Here is a 15,993-nt window from a genome sequence, read left to right as displayed (position 1 = left end):
GCGCGGGTAGATAGCCGCTCAACGGTTGCCGTTAACCCATAAGATAGGAACAAGAAAATGCGCGTGGTCTTTCTCATCGGTAAATTATTGACCTTGGCTTTCTGGCTGCTGGTCATCCTCAGCTTGTTGGGCCTGGTTCAGGTGCCCAACCCTCAGCGTCTCAACTGGCTGGCGCTGACCATTGTGCTAATTCATTTGGTTGAATGGGCGCTGGTAGGCAAACAGCTGAAGAAGCTGGGCTCCCCGCTTAAGCAGTTCGCCCTGGTTATGTTGTTTGGCGTTTTCTACGTCAAAGCGCCAGATACCCGCGCAGCGGTGAATCAAGCCTTGTAAGTGATCTTGGTCATGACCTTGGACAGTAGCGTCATGGCCTGTTTCACCGGTGCTGGAAATACCACCCCGCCCGCTTCGAGCGCCTGATTGCCGTGCTCAATCTCGTCTTCCCGCATTTGTTCGAGAATGGCGCGTGACTTGATGTCCTCTTGCGGCAATTGGTTCAGGTGGTCGTCTAAATGGCGCTCTACCTGTTCTTCTGTTGCGGCAACAAAGCCGAGGCTGATGCGATCACTGATCAGCCCGGCTGCGGCGCCAATACCAAACGACAAGCCGTAGAACAGCGGATTGAAGACACTGGTGCGGCTATTCAATTCGGTCAGACGCTGTTCACACCACGCCAAGTGATCGATTTCTTCGGCTGCCGCGTGCTCCATTTTTTCACGTACATTGGGGAGCTTGGCAGTCAGCGCCTGGCCCTGATACAGCGCCTGCGCGCAAACTTCGCCGGTGTGGTTGATGCGCATCAGTCCAGCAATATGCAGGCGCTCCTCCTCGTCCATGGGCACGTTGGCCAGATGCTGCGCGGGTGAAGGTCGGTTTGGTTGAGCGGCACCGGGTACGAGCGTGCGCAATGACTGGTCTGCCTGATTAAGCAGGCGATCAAGAAAGCTATAGTGACGTGATGTGCTCATCTTCTGTCCCTCGTTGGCGAGTGCAGAGTATGGAAAAGGTGCGAATTAATACGCTGGGATTGGGTTGATTCTTAGCCCGGCGGCCACGTCATCTGCCGCTGCCCCAGCACGTGCAGATGAATATGGTAGACCGTCTGGCCACCCTGTTCGTTGCAATTGAATACGGTACGAAAGCCTGCGTCGCAGCCTAATTCTTTTGCCAGCTTTTGTGCTGTAAAGACCATATGGCCAACGGTGGCGCGGTCTTCCTCGGTCATGTCATTCAGGGTCGCGATGTGCTTTTTCGGGATAACTAGAAAATGCACTGGTGCTTGCGGGTTGATGTCATGAAAGGCGACGGCGTGCTCGTCTTCATATATCTTTTTGGACGGAATCTTGCCGTCGACGATTTTGCAGAACAGACAATCCACACTGAGCTCCTTACAAGGCAACATGATGCCGGGGTGTCCGGGTTCGATGGTCTCAGTGTAACGGCAGCAGATTAGAATGGCACTATGAGCCTGCCGGACTTAACACTGCCCTGTTGCGGAAAAGCCGAGTTGGGTCATTTTCTGCGCTCTTTTTTGTTGAATAGAATGACTATTCGCCTCAAAAGACCACAAAAACTGCCTCCAATCGGGCTTTCCTTCGCTACGGGCGGTTAAGGCCGACAGGCTCCTGGTTCAACCAGCGGCAGCTGAGCGTGGCGCTGAAAATGCAGCAATGGAGTGTGCGTTTGAAAAACGATATTCATGATTTGGCATTGGTACTGGATTCACGCGTGCGTCTGGTGGTCATCGAGTCTTGGGAAGAGGCGAGGGTGTTGCAGACTATCGCCACGCTCGCGGTCCGGCGTGCGCAGACGTATTACACCTGGAACCATATAGATGGCCTCAGCCGGCTGGGTTTTGGTGTCGAGATGGATGCTGAGCAGGACACTCGCGACGCGGAAACCGCGTTGGAACAAATTCGCCGCGAGGGCGAACCGGCCCTGTACGTGCTCTGCGACCTGCACCCCTTTCTCGACTCGCCACGTATTGTCAGACTGCTGAAGAGTTTGGCGATGGCGTCTGAAAAGGCGGCCCCCACGCTGATTCTCGTCAGTCACGCTCTACCCTTGCCGCCAGAGCTAAGCCGTTTAGCCGCGCGTATCAGTTTGAGCATGCCGTCGGACGAACAGCTGGCGGCCATTGTGCGTGACGAGGCAACACGCTGGAGTGAGCAGAACCGCGGCGAACGGGTGCGTACGGATAACCAGACTTTGCAGCAAGTCGTGCGTAATTTGCGTGGCACTACCCATGAAGAGGCTCGCCGTCTGGCGCGCAATCTGATTGTTGATGACGGTGCTATCACCCAGGAAGACCTGCCGACGCTGAACAAAGCCAAGTTTGAGCTGCTGGATATGCACGGTGTGCTCAGCTATGAGCAGGAAACTGCGCGCTTTGCCGAGGTTGGTGGTTTAAAACAGTTGAAGCGCTGGTTGACTGAGCGGGAGAGCGCATTCAACGGTAATGCGAGCATAAAAGACATACCGCGCGGTGTGTTGCTGGTGGGTGTGCAGGGCGCCGGTAAGAGCCTCGCAGCCAAGGCGGTAGCAGGTTTGTGGGGGCTGCCGTTGCTGCGTCTGGACGTCGCTGGCCTGTATAACAAATACATAGGTGAAACCGAAAAGAATCTGCGCGATGCGCTGCAACTAGCCGATGCGTTGGAACCTTGTGTGCTCTGGATTGATGAGATAGAGAAAGGGTTGGCGGCCGATGGCAGCGATCAGGGCGTGTCACGTCGGCTGCTCGGTACATTATTGACCTGGATGGCAGAGCGCAGCTCGCGGGTCTTTTTGGTCGCGACCTCAAACGATGTGACGCAGCTGCCACCTGAGCTGATTCGTAAAGGTCGCATCGATGAGCTGTTTTTTGTCGACCTGCCAGATGCAGCGATTCGTGCGGATATTTTCGGTATTCATTTAGCAAAACGTGAGTTGGCAGCAGAGCAATTTGACTTGGCCGCTTTAGCCTTGGCCAGTGATGGGTTCTCGGGTGCTGAAATAGAACAGGCGGTGGTCAGTGCAGTTTATTGCGCCGCCGCCAGTGAGCAGTTAGTCAAAGAAGAGCATGTGCTCAAGGCGCTTAGCGAGACATCGCCGCTGTCGGTGGTCATGGCAGAGAAGTTGGGCGCGCTGCGGGCCTGGGCAAAGGACCGCGCGGTGCGCGCCGATTGATCAGAAGGGCTTCACTACTACCAGCAACACTATGCCAACCAATGCCAATACTGGCGCCTCGTTGAACCAGCGATAAAAAACGTGGGAGCGGGTATTGGCATCGGCAGCAAAGCGTTTAAGCATCGCGCCACACATGTGGTGGTAGCCAATCAGCAACACGACCAACGTGAGTTTTGCATGCATCCAGCCTTGGCTCAGCCAGGCGGGTTGTAGATACAGCAGCCAGATGCCCAAGGTCAGAGCGATCAGCATCGACGGGGTCATGATGCCGCGATACAGTTTGCGCTCCATCACCTTGAACCGCTCGCGGCTGATACTGTCTTCACTCTGTGCGTGATACACGAACAGGCGTGGCAGGTAAAATAGCCCGGCGAACCAGGTCATAACGGCCATGATGTGGAAGGCCTTGATCCAAAGGTACACGGATTGCTCCTGTCGGGAGTGGGACTCACGCTGGTAATTTACATCAGCGCTTTTATCATAGGCTGCTGTTGCGCATATCCCTTATGTCGGGAAGGCGCGTAGCATAGGTTATTCAAACACCATTCAACCGTATTCAGGAAGTAATGATGATTAAAGTAGGCATTGTAGGCGGAACCGGTTACACCGGGGTAGAGCTGTTGCGGCTGTTGGCCCAGCATCCCGAGGCGCATGTCGAGATCATTACATCCCGATCCGAGGACGGCGTTAGTGTTGCCGATATGTATCCCAATCTGCGCGGGCACTACGACAACCTGCGTTTCAGCGTGCCGGATGTGCAGCTGCTCGGTGCCTGTGACGTAGTGTTTTTCGCTACCCCGCACGGCGTTGCGCACTCATTGGCAGCTGAGTTGCTGTTGACGGGTGTGAAAATTATCGACCTTTCGGCTGACTTTCGCCTGCGCGACCCGGATGAGTGGAGCAAGTGGTACAACCAGCCGCATGGGGCGCCTGAGTTGTTGGGTGAGGCGGTGTACGGCTTACCTGAGGTTAACCGCGAAGCAATTAAGCATGCCCGCTTGATTGCAGTGCCTGGCTGTTACCCGACAGCGACGCAGCTGGGCTTTTTGCCGTTGCTCGAGGCGGGGCTGGCTGATGTGGCGCACCTGATTGCCGACTGTAAGTCTGGTGTCAGCGGGGCCGGCAGAGGTGCCAGTGTGCCGTCGTTATTCTGCGAAGCTACCGAGAGCATGCGGGCCTACGCAGTGGCCGGGCATCGCCACTTGCCAGAGATTCGTCAGGGTTTGCAGTTGGCCGCAGGCCAGCCCGTCGGCCTTACCTTTGTGCCGCACCTGACGCCAATGATCCGCGGTATTCACTCCTCGCTGTACGCCACCGTCGCCGATACCAGCGTGGATTTGCAGGCGCTCTATGAGGCGCGATATTCCGACGAGCCTTTCGTGGATGTGATGCCCGCCGGCAGTCATCCGGAAACCCGCAGCGTGCGTGGCGCTAACGTATGCCGTATCGCGGTGCACCGCCCGCAAGGTGGCGACAAAGTTGTAGTGCTGTCGGTGATCGATAATTTGGTCAAGGGGGCCTCTGGGCAAGCGGTACAGAATATGAATATTCTCTTCGGGATTGATGAGCGCATGGGATTAGCGCACCCGGCTTTGATGCCCTGATGATGGACTTCAAACGGCGACGCCCGCTGCGCGAGCACAGCGTCACCATTCACCCGCGTGACTCTAAGGCGTTTAGACGCTGGAAGCGCGGCGTGATTATCCTATTGCTGATACTCGTGCCGGTCAGTGCCTGGCAAGGCTGGGAAGCCGCGATGCGAGCGCAGCAGCCGCATGAACTAGAGCGTCAGGCGTTGATAGAGCGTCAGGGGCAGCTAGTCACCGAGGTTGAAGACTGGAGGCAGCGCTATCATCAGCTGGAAGTGGATATGCTGGTGGCGAAAGACGCCGCAGTAGAAGGGCGTGAAGCTGTGCATGAGCTCGAAGCGCAGCTTTTCAAGCTGCAACAAAACTTAGCTCAGTATCAAGGTGTGTTGGCGCCTAGCGCGATGGACCCCGGTATCCGTATTCAAGCCTTTGAGTTGCATAGCACAGAAACCGCAGATATTTTCCGTTATAAAGTAATGGTCAGCCGAGTTGGCAACGAAAGCGATACGGTGCAGGCCACATTGCAGCTTGAGGTGTTGGGCGAGCAGAATGGCGAGGCCGCCACGCTTGGGCTTGAAGCCCTAGGCGGGGATGTTGGCGCGGCCGGGCTGACATTGGACTTTCGTTATTTCCAAGTGGTGCCGGCCAACAGTGAGCAAGCCAAATTGACGCTACCCGAGGGCTTTGTTCCTCAGCAGGTTAAGCTGACAGCAAGTAAAGGGGGTAAAACCCTGGTCGAGCAGGTTTTTGATTGGACAGTCACAGGAGCAACACCCTGATGTGGGGAGCAGATAAACATAAGAAAGCGGACATCAGTCAGTTTGGTGGCAAGACCACTATCATTGCCCAGGATGCCGAAATCACCGGCGACATGCGGTTTTCCGGCGCGGTTCAAATCGATGGGCGGGTGATTGGTAACGTCGAGGCCGAGGAAGGCTTGGTAAGGGTCAGCGAGCATGGATATGTAGCGGGTGTGATACGGGCGCCGCATGTGCTGATTAACGGGCAGGTGAACGGTGACGTGTTCGCGTTGGAGCACTTGGAGCTGGACGCAAAAGCACGCATCAGTGGCGACCTGCACTACCGTTTCATGGAAATGGTCATGGGCGCACAGATCAGTGGTCAGCTGAACTATTTGGGCCAAGAAGCGGGTCAGCAACTACCTCTGGACCAGAGCTTGCTGCTCAATCCGGAGAATAGTTGACCAAATCACTCGGGAAAAAGGATAATGGTGGCATTGTTGTGCTGCGGCACTTGTCGCTGGAGGTTGTATGTCTACTGCTGAAGTCTATATTCCCACGCCGCTAATCTTTAGTGATAACGCCGTGGGCAAGGTGCGTAACCTGATTGAAGAAGAGGGTAACGAACGTCTCAGCTTGCGTGTTTTCGTTACGGGTGGCGGTTGTTCGGGCTTTCAGTACGGTTTCACGTTTGATGACGAGCTTGCCGAAGACGACACCATCGTTGAGCGCGAAGGCGTCAAATTGATAGTCGACCCGATGAGCTTTCAATACTTGGCTGGCTCGGAAGTGGATTATCAGGAGGGGCTAGAAGGCTCTCGCTTTGTGATCAACAACCCGAACGCAGCTACTACCTGTGGCTGCGGCTCGTCTTTCTCGGTTTAATTACCTTCGAGTAATTAGCGATTAGGCCGGGTAGAGCGCGCCCAGTACGCGCTCACCTTTGGCCCCAGTAACACTAGGTAGATTGCTCGCCAAGCGCTCCTCAAAGCGCCACGCCAGCCAAGCAAAAGCAATCGCTTCCATCCAGTCTGGATCAACCCCCAATACTTGCGTTGTCTCTACTTTTTGCTGCGCAAGCAGGCTCTGCAGCTGTTCAAGTAGCAAGGTATTGCGCGCGCCACCGCCGCAGATATAGACCGCCGTGCTGTCGCTTGCTGCCCGTTTGACGCTGTCAGCTATCGATTGAGCGGTGAGGGTCAGCAAGGTGGCCTGTACATCTACTGCTAAAGCTGTGTTTTGCAGTCGGTTTAGGTAACCATTCAGCCAAATTGGATTGAAGTATTCTCGGCCGGTGCTTTTGGGGCCCATGCGAGAAAAATACGGGTCGCTCAGCGCTGCTTGCAACAGTTCCGGAATTACTTGGCCTTGGCGAGCCCAGTCACCTGACTGATCAAATTCCACGCCTTTATGTTGCTTAATCCAGCTGTCCATTAAGGCATTGCCAGGACCGCTGTCGAATCCTCCGGGCGACTGATTTGGGCGCATTATGGTCAGGTTGGCAAAGCCACCAATATTGATCAGCGTGCGAGTTTGTTTGGGGTCGCTCAACAGCCAGTTATGGAATGCCGGCACCAGCGGCGCGCCCTCGCCTCCGGCAGCCAAATCCCTGCTGCGAAAGTCGCTTATGACGTTGATCCCGGAGCGCTCTGCTAGCAACGCAGGTGCGCCGATTTGGGTACTGAAACCGAGTTCGGGGTGATGGCGAATGGTTTGCCCGTGGCTGCCTATGGCGCAGATATCTGAAGGGGTGAGCCGGTTGCGCTGCAATAACTGTTGTACGCCGTCCGCTGCAATGCTGGCCCAGCGGTTGCCGGCTTGCCCAGCACGCACCAATTCGTTGCCAGCAGGGGTGCATAGGCTGAGTAACTGCTCTTTCAAGTCGTCAGGGATACTCAAGCACAGCGCATCCAGGCAATCGGCGTGCTGTAGTTCAGGATTAAAGCGGGAGAGGGCTATATCGATACCATCCAGGCTAGTGCCTGACATGATACCGATATAGAGAGCGCACACTTACTGCTCCAGCGCAGCAATCTGTGTATTGCGGTTCTGATCCATATTGGCCATCAGCTTATTGCTGACGCCCAGGAACGCAGTACGTTCGCGTTGTGGTATGGGGTCGGCAACCGGCAGCTTCACCCCGAGTGGGTCCACGTGGCGACCGTCGACTCGGAATTCATAGTGTAAGTGAGGGCCGGTGGCCAGCCCTGTCATACCTACGTAACCGATGACCTGGCCCTGAGTGACGTTGGTGCCGGCGCGGATGCCGCTGGCAAAACGGCTCATGTGGCCATACAAAGTTTGATACTTTTGGCCGTGCTGGATGACTACCGCATTACCGTAGCCGCCTTTACGGCCAGCTGAAACAATGCGGCCGTCGCCAGTGGACTTAATAGGTGTGCCGGTGGCGGCAGCATAATCAACGCCCTTATGCGCGCGGATGCGATTTAGTACTGGGTGCAGGCGACCTGGATTAAAGCGTGAGCTGATACGTGCAAAATCAACAGGCGTGCGAATAAAGGCTTTGCGCATGCTGGTGCCGTCTGCGCGGTAGTAACTAGTAAAGTTATTTTTGTCGGTATAGCGCACTGCGGTGAAGGTCTTGCCGCGATTAACAAAGCGCGCAGCAAGAATGTTATTGGTACCAACGACCTTATCGCCGACGCGCAGCTCTTCAAAGGTCACCTCAAAATGATCGCCTTTGCGGATGTCGCGGGCAAAGTCCACGTCATAACCAAAAATGCCGGCCATCTGCATGGTCAGGTTGTGTGTTAGGCCTGCGCGCTGAGCAGCCAGGAACAGTGAGCTGTCGATTGTTCCCTGTACGTAACGCTCGCGGACTTCGGGCTCAATTAGCTCTTTGGTAAAGCTGTAGCCGTCTTCGGTGTGGTCAATGCGGATGGTTTCAAGATCGTTCAGTTTGGAGCGCATGGCGAGCAATTCACCGCTATCGCCGGTCTGTAATTCTAATAGCTGACCCACCTTCAAGCGCGTGAATCGTTTGGCATCGGCGCTGCTGTTGATAACTTCATGCAAGGTGCTGGCGCCAAGCCCAGCTTTCTCAAACAGTACCGACAGGGTGTCGCCGCTATTAACGGTCAGAGTCTGCCATTGTGGGCCGGCAAGTTTTGCCTCAGCGACCGCTTCAGCAGGCAGCAGGGGCGATGCGGCTGGGGTTTCGGTCGCTTGTTTGGCGATATCCAACGCTTTGGGTAATGTGACTGTTTCGCTGACAAGGTCATCCAATTGTTGTTGGGAGGCCTGATTCATGCTGGATTCTGGGGCTTGCAGCTCAAGTTGGACGAAAGTTTTCTTGGCTTCTACATCTGTGGTTGGAATAACGAGCAGAAAAATGCTCAGCGCTGCGGCGATCCCACTGGCAGCCACAAGGTGGCTTTTGGGGTATCGCGGTGACTTTGTATCTTTGGAACCCATAAGCTAAGCGCTCTTATATTAAATTCTATATAAAGTGGACTAACTTGCTAAATTATAATCGAAAAGCCTCCATGGCAAGTCTTTGACAAACCCGTCCGTCAGATTTGCAGCGTCAATCTTGCGGCCACTCCTCGCCGGCCTCCCGCCGAGCTTGTAATTGGTCGTTAATGTTGTATGGTTTGTTCCCCTAATTTTTCCCCTTTTTTAATGCCTTGAAGACACAGGATAACTGGATCTATGAAGCCCGTTGACGAGCAATTGGCGCTGATTAAGCGCGGTGCTGATGAAATTCTGGTGGAGAGCGAGCTGCGCATTAAGCTCGAGCGCGGCACTCCGTTGCGTATTAAGGCCGGATTTGACCCTACTGCACCTGACCTGCATCTCGGTCACACGGTACTCATCAATAAGCTACGGCAGTTCCAGGACCTGGGTCACGAAGTGTTGTTCCTGATTGGCGACTTCACCGGCATGATTGGTGACCCTTCAGGCAAGAACGTTACTCGTCAGCCATTGACGCGTGAACAGGTGTCGGCCAATGCAGACACCTATAAAGAACAGGTATTCAAAATCCTGGACCCGGCCAAAACCACGGTCATGTTCAATTCCACCTGGATGGACAAGATGAGCTCGGCTGAAATGATTCAGCTGGCGGCAAGTCACACTGTGGCTCGCATGCTGGAGCGCGATGACTTTGACAAGCGCTACAAAGGCGGTCAGTCCATCGCTATTCACGAATTCCTCTACCCCTTGGTGCAGGGTTATGACTCTGTAGCTATGCGTGCAGATGTGGAGCTGGGTGGTACCGACCAGAAATTCAATCTGTTGATGGGGCGTGAGCTGCAGCGACAATATGGCCAAGAGCCGCAGATCACCTTAACGATGCCCATCCTGGAAGGTCTGGATGGTGTTAAGAAGATGTCCAAGTCGTTGAATAACTATATAGGCATCAACGACGCACCAGGTGAAATGTTCAGCAAGCTGGTTTCCATGCCGGACAGTCTCATTTGGCGTTATTTCGAACTGTTGAGCTTTCGTAGCATGGAAGATATCGCTCAGCTTCAAGCTGACGTTGAGGCGGGAGCCAATCCACGCGACATCAAGATCATCTTGGCCGAAGAGTTGGTCGCGCGTTTTCACGGAGAAGAGGCGGCTGCGAATGCGCACCGATCCGCAGGCAATCGTTTGAAGGAAGGTGAGTTGCCTGACGACCTGCCGGACGTGGAGCTGGATGCTGAAGGTGAGCTTCCAGTGTCGGCAGTGCTTAACCGTGCTGGTATGGTCAAGAATGCTGCCGCCGCGCGGGACCTATTAGCCGCAGGCTCGGTTAAGGTCGATGGCAAGGTGATTGACCGCGATTTTGTGTTCCAGCCGGGTGTTTCTTATGTCTGTCAGGCAGGCAAGAAAAGGTTTGCGCGGATTCTGCTAAAAAAGCCTTGACGCGGCGTGTGAGATCTCTATAATTCGCCCTCTCGCTGAGCAGGAAGCTCTAAGTAAAGCGCTTATGAATCAATAAGTTAGCTTGAAAATAAGGGTTGACAGGCAAGCGAGATGGCGTAGAATGCGCCGCTCTGGTTCGGGGCTGAAGTTAAGGTCTGAATCAGTGGATGGGAAGCTCTCATCAAGTTTGACGGAAGGTGTTGACAAGGGGCTTAGCTCCTGTAGAATGCGCCTCCCTGACACGCAACGGCAAAGCCGGAACGAGTCACTCAAGCGGTGTTTGAAGCGGTTAAAAACTTCAAATAAAAGCTTGACGGAACAGAAGGTTAGCGTATAATTCGCGGCCTTGGTTAGGCGGAGACGCTGACCGAATCGCTCTTTAACAATTTGAATCAAGTAATTCGTGTGGGTGCTTGCTGAATGGATGTGATGATCCGAAAGATTATCAGCCTAGCAAGTTACTCTGTGAATTCTAGAGTTTTTTGTAAAAGCTGAGCCTAGTTTAGGGTTTTCACAAAACCCAATCAGTATTAAAACTGAAGAGTTTGATCATGGCTCAGATTGAACGCTGGCGGCAGGCCTAACACATGCAAGTCGAGCGGTAGAAGGAAGCTTGCTTCCTTTGAGAGCGGCGGACGGGTGAGTAATGCCTAGGAATCTGCCTGGTAGTGGGGGATAACGTTCGGAAACGGACGCTAATACCGCATACGTCCTACGGGAGAAAGCAGGGGACCTTCGGGCCTTGCGCTATCAGATGAGCCTAGGTCGGATTAGCTTGTTGGTGAGGTAATGGCTCACCAAGGCGACGATCCGTAACTGGTCTGAGAGGATGATCAGTCACACTGGAACTGAGACACGGTCCAGACTCCTACGGGAGGCAGCAGTGGGGAATATTGGACAATGGGCGAAAGCCTGATCCAGCCATGCCGCGTGTGTGAAGAAGGTCTTAGGATTGTAAAGCACTTTAAGTTGGGAGGAAGGGTTGTAGTTTAATACGCTGCAATCTTGACGTTACCGACAGAATAAGCACCGGCTAACTCTGTGCCAGCAGCCGCGGTAATACAGAGGGTGCAAGCGTTAATCGGAATTACTGGGCGTAAAGCGCGCGTAGGTGGCAAAGTAAGATGGGTGTGAAATCCCCGGGCTCAACCTGGGAACTGCATCCATAACTGCTTCGCTAGAGTACGGTAGAGGGTAGTGGAATTTCCTGTGTAGCGGTGAAATGCGTAGATATAGGAAGGAACACCAGTGGCGAAGGCGACTACCTGGACTGATACTGACACTGAGGTGCGAAAGCGTGGGGAGCAAACAGGATTAGATACCCTGGTAGTCCACGCCGTAAACGATGTCAACTAGCCGTTGGAATCCTTGAGATTTTAGTGGCGCAGCTAACGCATTAAGTTGACCGCCTGGGGAGTACGGTCGCAAGATTAAAACTCAAATGAATTGACGGGGGCCCGCACAAGCGGTGGAGCATGTGGTTTAATTCGAAGCAACGCGAAGAACCTTACCTGGCCTTGACATGCTGAGAACTTTCCAGAGATGGATTGGTGCCTTCGGGAACTCAGACACAGGTGCTGCATGGCTGTCGTCAGCTCGTGTCGTGAGATGTTGGGTTAAGTCCCGTAACGAGCGCAACCCTTGTCCTTAGTTACCAGCACATAATGGTGGGCACTCTAAGGAGACTGCCGGTGACAAACCGGAGGAAGGTGGGGATGACGTCAAGTCATCATGGCCCTTACGGCCAGGGCTACACACGTGCTACAATGGGGGATACAGAGGGTTGCCAAGCCGCGAGGTGGAGCTAATCCCACAAAGTCTCTCGTAGTCCGGATTGGAGTCTGCAACTCGACTCCATGAAGTCGGAATCGCTAGTAATCGTGGATCAGAACGCCACGGTGAATACGTTCCCGGGCCTTGTACACACCGCCCGTCACACCATGGGAGTGGGTTGCACCAGAAGTAGCTAGTCTAACCTTCGGGAGGACGGTTACCACGGTGTGATTCATGACTGGGGTGAAGTCGTAACAAGGTAGCCGTAGGGGAACCTGCGGCTGGATCACCTCCTTAATCGATAGATCACACGACACTCTTCAAGCACTCACACGAATTACTTGATTCATAAAGAAAGGCGATTGGGTCTGTAGCTCAGTTGGTTAGAGCGCACCCCTGATAAGGGTGAGGTCGGCAGTTCGAATCTGCCCAGACCCACCAATTGTCGAGGTGTGCCGGTCTGAAAGGGGCCATAGCTCAGCTGGGAGAGCGCCTGCCTTGCACGCAGGAGGTCAGCGGTTCGATCCCGCTTGGCTCCACCAGGACGACGCAGCAGACAGTAATTCGCCATAGATTGGAACTCAGAGTTCATACATGAATGATCAGCCTAGCTGGATCATTGATGTCTGGTCTCTGTACCAGACGCTCTTTAAAAATTTGGATATGTGATAGAAGTACAGACACATGGCATGTATCACTGCATGTTGTGTGGCTAAGGTAAACTTGTAATTTCAAGTGCAAGTTCCGGAATTGTCGTTAATTCTGTAGTACACCTAATATCACTCAATAATCTAAGCGAAGGTTAAGTAATTAACTGAGTTTAAGATTGTTTGGGGTTATATGGTCAAGTGAATAAGCGCACACGGTGGATGCCTTGGCAGTCAGAGGCGATGAAAGACGTGATAGCCTGCGAAAAGCTTCGGGGAGGTGGCAAATGACCTTTGATCCGGAGATCTCTGAATGGGGAAACCCACTTAGCATAAGCTAGGTATCACACACTGAATACATAGGTGTGTGAGGCGAACCAGGGGAACTGAAACATCTAAGTACCCTGAGGAAAAGAAATCAACCGAGATTCCCCAAGTAGCGGCGAGCGAACGGGGAGTAGCCCTTAAGCAATTTTGAGTTTAGTGGAAGGCCCTGGAAAGAGCCGCCATAGTGGGTGATAGCCCCGTACACGAAAGACTCTTAGTTGTGAAATCGAGTAGGTCGGCGCACGTGAAACGTTGACTGAACATGGGGGGACCATCCTCCAAGGCTAAATACTCCTGACTGACCGATAGTGAACCAGTACCGTGAGGGAAAGGCGAAAAGAACCCCTGTAAGGGGAGTGAAATAGATCCTGAAACCGTGTGCGTACAAGCAGTGGGAGCCCACTTGTTGGGTGACTGCGTACCTTTTGTATAATGGGTCAGCGACTTATATTCTGTGGCGAGCTTAACCGTCTAGGGGAGGCGTAGGGAAACCGAGTCTTAATAGGGCGTTTAGTCGCAGGGTATAGACCCGAAACCGGGCGATCTATCCATGGGCAGGTTGAAGGTGCCGTAACAGGCACTGGAGGACCGAACCGACTACCGTTGAAAAGTTAGCGGATGACTTGTGGATAGGAGTGAAAGGCTAATCAAGCTCGGAGATAGCTGGTTCTCCTCGAAAGCTATTTAGGTAGCGCCTCGCGTATCACCACTGGGGGTAGAGCACTGTTTGGGCTAGGGGGTCATCCCGACTTACCAACCCCATGCAAACTCCGAATACCAGTGAGTGTCAGCGCGGGAGACACACGGCGGGTGCTAACGTCCGTCGTGAAAAGGGAAACAACCCAGACCGTCAGCTAAGGTCCCAAAGTTATGGTTAAGTGGGAAACGATGTGGGAAGGCTTAGACAGCTAGGAGGTTGGCTTAGAAGCAGCCATCCTTTAAAGAAAGCGTAATAGCTCACTAGTCGAGTCGGCCTGCGCGGAAGATGTAACGGGGCTCAAACCATACACCGAAGCTACGGGTTCATCTTATGATGAGCGGTAGAGGAGCGTTCTGTAAGCCTGTGAAGGTCAATTGAGAAGTTGGCTGGAGGTATCAGAAGTGCGAATGCTGACATGAGTAACGACAATGGGAGTGAAAAACTCCCACGCCGGAAGACCAAGGGTTCCTGCGCAACGTTAATCGACGCAGGGTGAGTCGACCCCTAAGGCGAGGCCGAAAGGCGTAGTCGATGGGAAATGGGTTAATATTCCCATACTTCTAGTTACTGCGATGGAGGGACGGAGAAGGCTAGGCCAGCACGGCGTTGGTAGTCCGTGTTTAAGGTGGTAGGCTGATTTCTTAGGTAAATCCGGGAGATCAAGGCCGAGAACTGATGACGAGCGTTCATTAGAACGCGAAGTGGTTGATGCCATGCTTCCAGGAAAAGCTTCTAAGCTTCAGGTAACTAGAAATCGTACCCCAAACCGACACAGGTGGTCAGGTAGAGAATACCAAGGCGCTTGAGAGAACTCGGGTGAAGGAACTAGGCAAAATGGCACCGTAACTTCGGGAGAAGGTGCGCCGGTGAGGGTTAAGGACTTGCTCCGTAAGCCCCCGCTGGTCGAAGATACCAGGCCGCTGCAACTGTTTATTAAAAACATAGCACTCTGCAAACACGAAAGTGGACGTATAGGGTGTGACGCCTGCCCGGTGCCGGAAGGTTAATTGATGGGGTTAGCTTCGGCGAAGCTCTTGATCGAAGCCCCGGTAAACGGCGGCCGTAACTATAACGGTCCTAAGGTAGCGAAATTCCTTGTCGGGTAAGTTCCGACCTGCACGAATGGCGTAATGATGGCGGCGCTGTCTCCACCCGAGACTCAGTGAAATTGAAATCGCTGTGAAGATGCAGTGTATCCGCGGCTAGACGGAAAGACCCCGTGAACCTTTACTATAGCTTTGCACTGGACTTTGAATTTGTTTGTGTAGGATAGGTGGGAGGCTTTGAAGCGTGGACGCTAGTTCGCGTGGAGCCAACCTTGAAATACCACCCTGACAACTTTGAGGTTCTAACTCTGGTCCGTTATCCGGATCGAGGACAGTGTATGGTGGGTAGTTTGACTGGGGCGGTCTCCTCCCAAAGAGTAACGGAGGAGTACGAAGGTGCACTCAGCACGGTCGGAAATCGTGCGTAGAGTATAAAGGCAAAAGTGCGCTTGACTGCGAGACCAACACGTCGAGCAGGTACGAAAGTAGGTCTTAGTGATCCGGTGGTTCTGTATGGAAGGGCCATCGCTCAACGGATAAAAGGTACTCCGGGGATAACAGGCTGATACCGCCCAAGAGTTCATATCGACGGCGGTGTTTGGCACCTCGATGTCGGCTCATCACATCCTGGGGCTGAAGCCGGTCCCAAGGGTATGGCTGTTCGCCATTTAAAGTGGTACGCGAGCTGGGTTTAGAACGTCGTGAGACAGTTCGGTCCCTATCTGCCGTGGACGTTTGAGATTTGAGAGGGGCTGTCCTTAGTACGAGAGGACCGGGATGGACGAACCCCTGGTGTTCCGGTTGTATCGCCAGATGCATTGCCGGGTAGCTACGTTCGGAAAAGATAACCGCTGAAAGCATCTAAGCGGGAAACTTGCCTCAAGATGAGATCTCACTGGGAGCTTGACTCCCCTAAAGGGCCGTCGAAGACTACGACGTTGATAGGTTGGGTGTGTAAGCGCTGTGAGGCGTTGAGCTAACCAATACTAATTGCCCGTGTGGCTTGACCATATAACACCCAAGCAATCTGGTGTTATCAGGGCACACAGAATGACAGTTCTAGAACTTGTCGAAATTACTGTTTATTGCTTCTATCACTTATTCAAGCTTTTAAGCTGTTCGGCTTTGCCGGGC

At 53.6% G+C, this 15,993-nt stretch carries 12 protein-coding genes, 2 tRNA genes and 2 rRNA genes; 11 read left to right on the top strand and 5 right to left on the bottom strand.

The genetic code is table 11. The features are described from left to right. Positions 1-57: 57 nt before the first annotated feature. Entirely contained in the window at positions 58-333 is a 276-nt protein-coding gene (locus AC1XYH_RS14815; RefSeq protein WP_483323903.1) for a DUF1145 domain-containing protein, read from the top strand. Here AC1XYH_RS14815 and coq7 read toward each other — a convergent pair. Both coq7 and AC1XYH_RS14805 read right to left on the bottom strand, forming a co-directional pair. Beyond that, a complete protein-coding gene (coq7, locus tag AC1XYH_RS14810) occupies positions 321-968 on the bottom strand; it encodes a 2-polyprenyl-3-methyl-6-methoxy-1,4-benzoquinone monooxygenase (RefSeq protein ID WP_483323902.1) in 648 nt (215 codons plus the stop codon). The two genes, AC1XYH_RS14815 and coq7, sit on opposite strands and share 13 nt — an antisense overlap. Positions 969-1,039: 71 nt before the next feature. Further along, the gene (locus AC1XYH_RS14805; RefSeq protein WP_483323901.1) at positions 1,040-1,378 is read right to left on the bottom strand and encodes a histidine triad nucleotide-binding protein; all 339 of its coding nucleotides are present in this window, start codon (positions 1,376-1,378) and stop codon (positions 1,040-1,042) included. 305 nt (positions 1,379-1,683) lie between these two features. Between AC1XYH_RS14805 and AC1XYH_RS14800 the strand changes: the two genes are divergently transcribed. Further along, positions 1,684-3,165, top strand: a complete 1,482-nt coding sequence (locus AC1XYH_RS14800) for an AAA family ATPase (protein WP_483326392.1) — start codon at positions 1,684-1,686, stop codon at positions 3,163-3,165. Here the strand turns inward: AC1XYH_RS14800 and hemJ are convergent, their stop codons facing one another. Beyond that, complete coding sequence (gene hemJ, locus AC1XYH_RS14795; RefSeq protein WP_483323900.1) at positions 3,166-3,588, bottom strand: protoporphyrinogen oxidase HemJ; 423 nt, start codon at positions 3,586-3,588, stop codon at positions 3,166-3,168. Positions 3,589-3,734: 146 nt separating this feature from the next. Between hemJ and argC the strand changes: the two genes are divergently transcribed. The 4 genes from argC (at position 3,735) to erpA (ending at position 6,379) form a co-directional block, all read left to right on the top strand. Continuing rightward, on the top strand, positions 3,735-4,769 hold the full coding sequence (gene argC / locus AC1XYH_RS14790; RefSeq protein ID WP_483326391.1) for an N-acetyl-gamma-glutamyl-phosphate reductase: 1,035 nt from the start codon (positions 3,735-3,737) through the stop codon (positions 4,767-4,769). Continuing rightward, a complete protein-coding gene (locus AC1XYH_RS14785; RefSeq protein ID WP_483323899.1) occupies positions 4,769-5,533 on the top strand; it encodes a DUF6776 family protein in 765 nt (254 codons plus the stop codon). The genes argC and AC1XYH_RS14785 overlap by 1 nt, the downstream gene beginning before the upstream one ends. Then, positions 5,533-5,958, top strand: coding sequence for a bactofilin family protein (locus AC1XYH_RS14780; RefSeq protein ID WP_483323898.1), 426 nt, complete (start codon positions 5,533-5,535; stop codon positions 5,956-5,958). Before AC1XYH_RS14785 ends, AC1XYH_RS14780 begins: the two co-directional genes overlap by 1 nt. Positions 5,959-6,025: 67 nt before the next feature. Then, a complete protein-coding gene (gene erpA / locus AC1XYH_RS14775) occupies positions 6,026-6,379 on the top strand; it encodes an iron-sulfur cluster insertion protein ErpA (protein ID WP_483323897.1) in 354 nt (117 codons plus the stop codon). A gap of 21 nt (positions 6,380-6,400) precedes the next feature. Here the strand turns inward: erpA and AC1XYH_RS14770 are convergent, their stop codons facing one another. Beyond that, positions 6,401-7,483 (bottom strand): anhydro-N-acetylmuramic acid kinase, encoded by a 1,083-nt coding sequence (locus AC1XYH_RS14770; protein ID WP_483326390.1) that lies wholly within the window; start codon positions 7,481-7,483, stop codon positions 6,401-6,403. A 24-nt stretch (positions 7,484-7,507) separates the two neighbouring features. After that, positions 7,508-8,929, bottom strand: a complete 1,422-nt coding sequence (locus AC1XYH_RS14765; protein WP_483323896.1) for an OapA family protein — start codon at positions 8,927-8,929, stop codon at positions 7,508-7,510. Between the two features lie 237 nt (positions 8,930-9,166). Here AC1XYH_RS14765 and tyrS point away from each other — a divergent pair, with 237 nt between their 5' ends. The 5 genes from tyrS (at position 9,167) to AC1XYH_RS14740 (ending at position 15,870) form a co-directional block, all read left to right on the top strand. Continuing rightward, positions 9,167-10,366 carry a tyrosine--tRNA ligase gene (tyrS, locus tag AC1XYH_RS14760; RefSeq protein ID WP_483323895.1) on the top strand — a complete coding sequence of 400 codons (1,200 nt, stop codon included), beginning with the start codon at positions 9,167-9,169 and terminating at the stop codon, positions 10,364-10,366. Positions 10,367-10,899: 533 nt separating this feature from the next. Then, a 16S ribosomal RNA gene (locus tag AC1XYH_RS14755) occupies positions 10,900-12,436 on the top strand. 67 nt (positions 12,437-12,503) lie between these two features. After that, positions 12,504-12,580: transfer RNA gene (locus AC1XYH_RS14750), tRNA-Ile, on the top strand. 25 nt (positions 12,581-12,605) lie between these two features. Continuing rightward, positions 12,606-12,681, top strand: a tRNA-Ala gene (locus AC1XYH_RS14745). 300 nt (positions 12,682-12,981) lie between these two features. Beyond that, a 23S ribosomal RNA gene (locus tag AC1XYH_RS14740) occupies positions 12,982-15,870 on the top strand. The 16S and 23S rRNA genes sit together here with 2 tRNA genes alongside, the layout of an rRNA operon. Positions 15,871-15,993 lie beyond the last annotated feature (123 nt).

The organism is Pseudomonas sp. GW-45 (assembly GCF_056896675.1).
This window is presented reverse-complemented; position numbering and strand designations above follow the sequence as displayed.